The following is a 6,709-nucleotide window of genomic DNA, read 5'->3' on the forward strand; positions in this document are numbered from 1 at the left end:
ACTCACAGGGACTGACCCACCAGCTTGACCAGGTCCACCAGGCGGTTCGAGTAGCCCCACTCGTTGTCGTACCAGCCGACGACCTTGACCTGGTTGCCGATCACCTTGGTCAGCGGCGCGTCGAAGATGCACGACGCCGGGTCGGTCACGATGTCGGCGGAGACGATCGGGTCCTCGTTGTAGGTGAGGATGCCCCGCAGCGGACCCTCGGCGGCGGCCTTGAGCGCGGCGTTCACCTCGTCCACAGTGGTCTCCCGGCCGACCTCGACGGTCAGGTCGGTGGCCGAGCCGGTCGGGATCGGCACGCGCAGCGCGTAGCCGTCCAGCTTGCCCTTGAGCTCCGGCAGGACCAGGCCGATGGCCTTCGCGGCACCGGTCGAGGTCGGCACGATGTTCAGCGCGGCGGCGCGGGCCCGGCGCAGGTCGGAGTGCGGCGCGTCCTGCAGGTTCTGGTCCTGCGTGTACGCGTGGATGGTGGTCATCAGACCCTGCTTGATGCCGAACGTGTCCTGCAGGACCTTGGCCATCGGGGCCAGGCAGTTGGTGGTGCAGGAGGCGTTCGAGATGATGTTGTGCTTGGCCGGGTCGTACTGGTCCTGGTTGACGCCCATGACCACTGTGACGTCCTCGTTCTTCGCCGGCGCGGAGATGACGACCTTCTTGGCCCCGCCGTCGAGGTGCGCCTTCGCCTTGGTGCCGTCGGTGAAGAACCCGGTGGACTCGATGACGACGTCGACGCCGAGGTCGCCCCACGGCAGCTTGCCGGGGTCCTTCTCCTCGAACACCTTGATGGCCTTGCCACCCACGGTGATCTCGTCGGCGCTGGCCTTCACCTCGTGCGGGAGGCGACCCAGGATGCTGTCGTACTTGACAAGGTGGGCGAGCGTCGCGTTGTCGGTCAGGTCGTTGACCGCCACGACCTCGATGTCAGCGCCGGACGCCAGCACTGCCCGGAAGAAGTTGCGGCCGATCCGGCCGAAGCCGTTGATGCCAACCCGGATGGTCACAGGTCCCATCTCCTCGCGTTCTGGTCCGCCGGCGCCAGACCGGGGCCGGCGGAGGTGTGTGCGCCGACCGTTGGAGCCGGCCGTCGACATGTCATCTCGGCCACCCCGCCGCGGTCACGGAGACCTGACCGCCCGAGGCGGTGAGCACGGCGAGGAGCGCCTGTTCCGGCCCCCTTGCCGTACGCAGCGACCATATCCGAGCGCGCGGCGTGGCGCTGCGGCGGGTGGTGATCCCGCTCGCGGTGCGATGCCGCCCGAGTCCTATCAGACCACGAGCATGTCCGGCGTGACTGCCGCTTCCGTATCCGGGATGCCCAGGTCACGGGCACGCTTGTCGGCCAGCGCGAGCAGCCGGCGGATCCGGCCGGCGATGGCGTCCTTGGTCAGCGGCGGCTCGGCGAGCGCGCCCAGTTCCTCCAGCGAGGCCTGACGGTGCTCCAGGCGCAGCCGCCCGGCCGAGGTCAGGTGGTTCGGGGCGTCGTCGGCGAGGATCTCCAGCGCGCGGGTCACCCGGGCCGCCGCGGCCACCGCGGCGCGGGCCGAGCGGCGCAGGTTGGCGTCGTCGAAGTTGGCCAGCCGGTTCGCTGTCGCGCGCACCTCCCGGCGTACCCGGCGCTCCTCCCAGGCCAGCACGCTGGAGTGCGCGCCGATGCGGGTGAGCAGCGCGGCGATCGCGTCACCGTCCTTGACCACCACCCGGTCCACGCCGCGCACCTCGCGGTTCTTGGCGGTGATGCCGATCCGCCGGGCGGCGCCGACGAGCGCCAGCGCCGACTCCGGGCCCGGGCAGGTGATCTCCAGCGCGCTGGAGCGGCCCGGCTCGGTGAGCGAACCGTGCGCCATGAACGCGCCCCGCCAGGCCGACACGGCACAGCAGACGTTCGCGGCCACCACGTGCGGCGGCAGGCCGCGCACCGGGCGGCCCCGCACGTCGAGCAGGCCGGTCTGCCGGGCGAGCGCCTCGCCGTCCTTGACCACCCGCACGATGAAGTGGCTGCCCTTGCGCAGCCCGCCGGAGGCGAGCACGTGGATCTCGCTCGGGTAGCCGTAGACCTCGGCGATCTCCCGCCGCAGCCGGCGGGCCACCGCGCCGGTGTCCAGCTCCGCCTCGACCACGACGCGACCCGACACGATGTGCAGGCCGCCGGCGAAACGCAGCAGGGCGGCCATCTCCGCCCGGCGACAGCAGGGCTTGGGCACGTCGACCCGACTCAGCTCGTCCTTGACCGCAGCCGTCATCGCCATAGTGCGCCCCCTCACGGACCGGTTCCGGCGTGTCGCCGGTGATTACGTACGTGTCTAACGATCGGCGCGCAGGACAGGCACCAGCGCGGCGCCCAGTGCGGCTGGATCATGACGGGGCGTGCCGTCCAGGACGGCGACGGGAGCGAGGACCAGCCGGGCACCAAGCGATTCTGCCGCACGTTCGACCGCCGCGGGATCACCCACCGCCGTGGCGTCGGCGAGCACCCGGTCCACCTTCAGCTCGGGCAGATAGCGCCGCAGTGTGTCCAGATGGTCGGGCAGGGAGAGCCCCGAGGTCTCCTTCTCGGCCACCAGGTTGAGCGTCACCAGCCGCCGCGCCGGGCTGGACACGATCGCGTCGGCCAGGCCCGGCACCAGCAGGTGCGGCAGCACGCTCGTGTACCAGCTACCGGGCCCGAAGATCAGCCAGTCCGCGGCGCGTACCGCTGTCACCGCCTCGGCGCACGCGGCCGGCGCGGACGGGTTGAGCCGCAGCGACTCGACGGTGCCCGAGGTGACCGCGACCTGGTGCTGGCCGCGCACCGTGGACACCTCGTCCGGGTGCTCCGGGTCGGCGCCACGGACCCGGGCCTCGATGCCCACCGGCTGCCGGGACATCGGCAGCACCCGGCCCACCGCGCCGAGCATCGCCCCGGCGTGGTCGAGCGCGGCCACCGGGTCGCCGAGCAGCTCGGTGAGCCCGTGCAGCAGCAGGTTGCCGACCGCGTGGCCGGCGAGCGAGTCGCCGACCGCGATCGGGACCGGCGCGGCGAGCGTCGGCGGCTGCGGCCCGGCGGCGGGGAAGCGGTGCTGGAACAACGCCGCGCTGCGCCGGGTGGCCGGATGGTCACCGGCCAGCGCGACCAGCGCCTGCCGCAGGTCGCCCGGCGGCAGGCCGCCGCGCTCGGCGCGCAACCGGCCGCTGGAGCCGCCGTCGTCACCGACGGTGACCACCGCGGTGATGTCCAGGTCCAGTTCGGGTACGCAGTGACGCAGCGCCCGCAGCGACGCCGAGAGCCCGTGCCCGCCGCCGAAGGCGACCACCCTGGTCGGGGTCACTCCCGCCCCAGGTCCCGGTGCTGGGCGTTGGCGGCGATGCCGGAGTGGCGCAGCCGGGCGGCCAGCTCCTCGGCGATGGCCACGCTGCGGTGCTTGCCGCCGGTGCAGCCGACCGCCACGGTCAGGTAGCGCTTGCCCTCCCGCTCGAACCCGGCGGTGGTGGCGTTGACCAGGTCGGCGTAGCCGGCCACGAACGCGTCGGCGCCCTCCTGGCCCAGCACGTACGCGCTCACCGCCTCCTCCCGGCCGGTGTGCTCGCGCAGCTCCGGCACCCAGTACGGGTTCGGCAGGAAGCGGGCGTCCATCACGAAGTCGGCGTCCGGCGGCAGGCCGTACTTGAAGCCGAACGAGATCACGGTGATCCGCAGCCGGCGGGCGTCCTCGCCGCCGAACAGTTCCTCGACCCGGCGCCGGAGCTGGTTCACGTTCAGGTGGCTGGTGTCGATGATCACGTCGGCCTGCTCGCGGGCCTCCTCCAGCAGCGTCCGCTCGACCGCGATGCCGTCGGCGAGCCGCCCGTCGCCCTGCAAGGGGTGCGAGCGGCGCACGCTCTCGAACCGGCGGATCAGCACCTCGTCGTCGGCGTCGACGAAGACCACCCGGGGCTGGAAGCCGCGCTCGCGCAGCTCCCGGATCGCCCCGGCCAGGTCGGTGGAGAACGCACGCGAGCGCACGTCCAGCACCATCGCCGTACGCCGGGCCGCCCCGCCGGCCTTGAACGCCAGCTCGGCCATGTCCAGCAGCAGCGCCTGCGGGAGGTTGTCGACCACGTAGTAGCCGACGTTCTCCAACGCCCGGGCCACGGTGCTGCGCCCGCCGCCGGACAGGCCGGTCACCACCACCAGGGAGGTGTCCGACTCGGCCGGCCCTGTCTGCCCTTCGGTCCGTCCCAGGTCACCCGCTGTACGCGCCTCGCTCACCAGATACCCCCAGCCGTGGCGCCGCGGCCGGTCGGCCGCGCATGGTCAATCAGCGACTCTAACGGCTCCGACCCGGCGGGGGATTCCACGGGGTGACGACCGGAACAAGTCGCCCCACTCGCCACGGCTCGCCGGGTCGGGCGGTGTCGGGGGACGCTCGTAGACTGCGCGGATGGTCTCCCCCACCGACGAGCGGACCACCTCCCCACCGGCCACCTCCCCACCGGCCACCTCCCCACCGGCCGGCGACGCCCTCGAGGTGCTGAGCCGGGTCTTCGGGTACGACTCCTTCCGCGGCTTCCAGCAGCAGGTCGTCGAGCACGTGGTGGCCGGCGGCGACGCGCTGGTGCTCATGCCCACCGGTGGCGGCAAGTCGCTGTGCTACCAGATCCCGGCGCTGGTCCGCGACGGTGTGGCGGTGGTCGTCTCGCCGCTGATCGCGCTCATGCAGGACCAGGTCGACGCGCTCACCGCAGTCGGTGTGCGGGCCGGGTTCCTCAACTCGACCCAGGACCCCGCGCAGCGCCGCCGGGTCGAGGCGGCCTACCTCGCCGGTGAGCTGGATCTGCTCTACCTCGCCCCGGAAGGGCTCGCCGTGCGGTCCACGCTCGGCCTGCTGGAACGCGGCCGGATCGCACTGTTCGCGATCGACGAGGCGCACTGCGTCTCGCAGTGGGGGCACGACTTCCGCCCCGACTACCTCAACCTGTCGATGCTGCACGAGCGCTGGCCGGACGTGCCGCGGATCGCGCTGACCGCCACCGCGACCCGGGCCACGCGCACCGAGATCGCCACCCGGCTGCGGCTCACCGAGGCCCGGCACTTCGTGGCCAGCTTCGACCGGCCCAACATCCAGTACCGCATCGTCCCCAAGCGGGAGCCGCGCCGTCAGCTGCTGAGCCTGCTGCGCGACGAGCACCCCGGCGACGCCGGCATCGTCTACTGCCTGTCCCGGGCCTCGGTGGAGAAGACCGCCGAGTTCCTGGTCGCCAACGGCGTCCCCGCGCTGCCCTACCACGCCGGGCTGGACGCCGCGACCCGAGCTGCCAACCAGCAGCGGTTCCTGCGCGAGGACGGTCTGGTCATGGTCGCCACCATCGCGTTCGGCATGGGCATCGACAAGCCCGACGTCCGCTTCGTCGCCCACCTCGACCTGCCGAAGTCGGTGGAGGGCTACTACCAGGAGACCGGTCGCGCCGGTCGCGACGGGCTGCCGTCCACGGCCTGGCTGGCGTACGGGCTCCAGGACGTGGTGCAGCAGCGCAAGATGATCGAGACGTCGGAGGGCGACCTGGCGCACCGGCGCAACCTCGCCGCCCACCTGGACGCGATGCTCGCGCTCTGCGAGACGGTCCGCTGCCGCCGCGCCCAGCTGCTCGAATACTTCGGCGAGACCGGGGTGGCCGACTGCGGCAACTGCGACACGTGCCTCGAACCGCCGGAGTCCTGGGACGGCACCGTCGCCGCGCAGAAGCTGCTGTCCACGGTCTACCGGCTCGACCGCGAGCGCAACCAGCGGTTCGGCGCCGGGCACAGCATCGACATCCTGCTCGGCAAGCACACCGACAAGATCGACCAGTACGGCCACGACGCGCTCAGCACGTTCGGCATCGGCACCGAACTGCGTGAGGCCGAGTGGCGTGGCGTGGTGCGGCAACTGCTGGCCGAAGGGCTGCTCGCCGTCGAGGGCGACTACGGCACGCTGGCGCTGACCGAGGCGAGCGCTGACGTGCTCGGGCGCCGCCGTACCGTGACGCTGCGCAAGGAGCCGGAGCGTCCGGCCGGCCGGTCCGCCAAACCGCGGGGCGCGGCCACTGTGGTCGCCGACCTCGCCCCCGCCGCCGCGCCCGCTTTCGAGCGGCTCCGCGCGTGGCGCGCGGCCACCGCCAAGGAGCAGGGCGTCCCGGCGTACGTCATCTTCCACGACGCGACCCTGCGGCAGATCGCCGCCGAGACACCCGCCTCGCTGGCCGAGCTGTCCCGGGTCAACGGTGTCGGCGAGAACAAGCTCGCCAAGTACGGCGAGGCGATCCTGGCCGTCCTCGCCGAGTCCTGACGACGACGCACGCGGCAGGGCCCGACCCCGTGGTGGGGTCGGGCCCTGCCGGTGTGTGTTCTTGCTGTGCAGCTATGGGTGCGGCGGTGTGGCTTAGCTGGTGCTGTAGCCGCGGGTGGCGATCCAGTCGGCGAGGTTGTCGATGCTCATGCGGTAGGTGGCGGTGTTCGGGTCGGCGCTGTCGGCGATGGTGACGGTGTCGCCGTTGTCGCGGTAGCCGGTGACGCTGATGTAGTGGCCGCCTTCGAAGGAGTGGGTGGTGCCGTCGGTGTCGGTGGCGGTGCCGGCGATGTTGGCGACCACGGCCCGGCCGGCGTCGACGGTCTTGATCACGTCGGCGCGCAGGGTGTCGGTCTGCTTGTCGTCGGCCTTGGGGGTGCTGATCTCGACCGACTTGTAGGCGTCGGTGGCGCCGGTCTGCT

The 6,709-nt window shown here is 72.4% G+C and carries 6 protein-coding genes; 1 reads left to right on the top strand and 5 read right to left on the bottom strand.

All coding sequences use genetic code 11. The features are described 5' to 3' along the window. Positions 1-2 precede the first annotated feature (2 nt). From gap to rapZ, 4 genes are all read right to left on the bottom strand, one after another. Positions 3-1,007, bottom strand: coding sequence for a type I glyceraldehyde-3-phosphate dehydrogenase (gene gap, locus GA0070215_RS19505; RefSeq protein WP_018788214.1), 1,005 nt, complete (start codon positions 1,005-1,007; stop codon positions 3-5). A gap of 264 nt (positions 1,008-1,271) precedes the next feature. Next, complete coding sequence (gene whiA / locus GA0070215_RS19510; protein ID WP_018788213.1) at positions 1,272-2,252, bottom strand: DNA-binding protein WhiA; 981 nt, start codon at positions 2,250-2,252, stop codon at positions 1,272-1,274. A 54-nt stretch (positions 2,253-2,306) separates the two neighbouring features. Then, positions 2,307-3,311, bottom strand: a complete 1,005-nt coding sequence (locus GA0070215_RS19515; RefSeq protein WP_018788212.1) for a gluconeogenesis factor YvcK family protein — start codon at positions 3,309-3,311, stop codon at positions 2,307-2,309. After that, entirely contained in the window at positions 3,308-4,204 is an 897-nt protein-coding gene (gene rapZ, locus GA0070215_RS19520; protein ID WP_026268565.1) for an RNase adapter RapZ, read from the bottom strand. Before rapZ ends, GA0070215_RS19515 begins: the two co-directional genes overlap by 4 nt. Before the next feature lie 199 nt (positions 4,205-4,403). Between rapZ and recQ the strand changes: the two genes are divergently transcribed. Then, positions 4,404-6,287 (top strand): DNA helicase RecQ, encoded by a 1,884-nt coding sequence (gene recQ / locus GA0070215_RS19525; RefSeq protein WP_091048251.1) that lies wholly within the window; start codon positions 4,404-4,406, stop codon positions 6,285-6,287. Between the two features lie 93 nt (positions 6,288-6,380). Here recQ and GA0070215_RS19530 read toward each other — a convergent pair. Then, the coding region (locus GA0070215_RS19530) for a C39 family peptidase (RefSeq protein ID WP_208600380.1) at positions 6,381-6,709 on the bottom strand (329 nt) is incomplete at its 5' end.

This window comes from Micromonospora marina (assembly GCF_900091565.1).
In the GTDB taxonomy this organism is placed as follows: Bacteria; Actinomycetota; Actinomycetes; order Mycobacteriales; family Micromonosporaceae; genus Micromonospora; species Micromonospora marina.

What these genes read in the sequence shown, in the direction of transcription:
- whiA (WP_018788213.1), bottom strand. Translation starts at nt 2,252, where the DNA reads ATGGCGATGACGGCTGCGGTCAAGGACGAGCTGAGTCGGGTCGACGTG.
- recQ (WP_091048251.1), top strand. Translation starts at nt 4,404, where the DNA reads ATGGTCTCCCCCACCGACGAGCGGACCACCTCCCCACCGGCCACCTCC.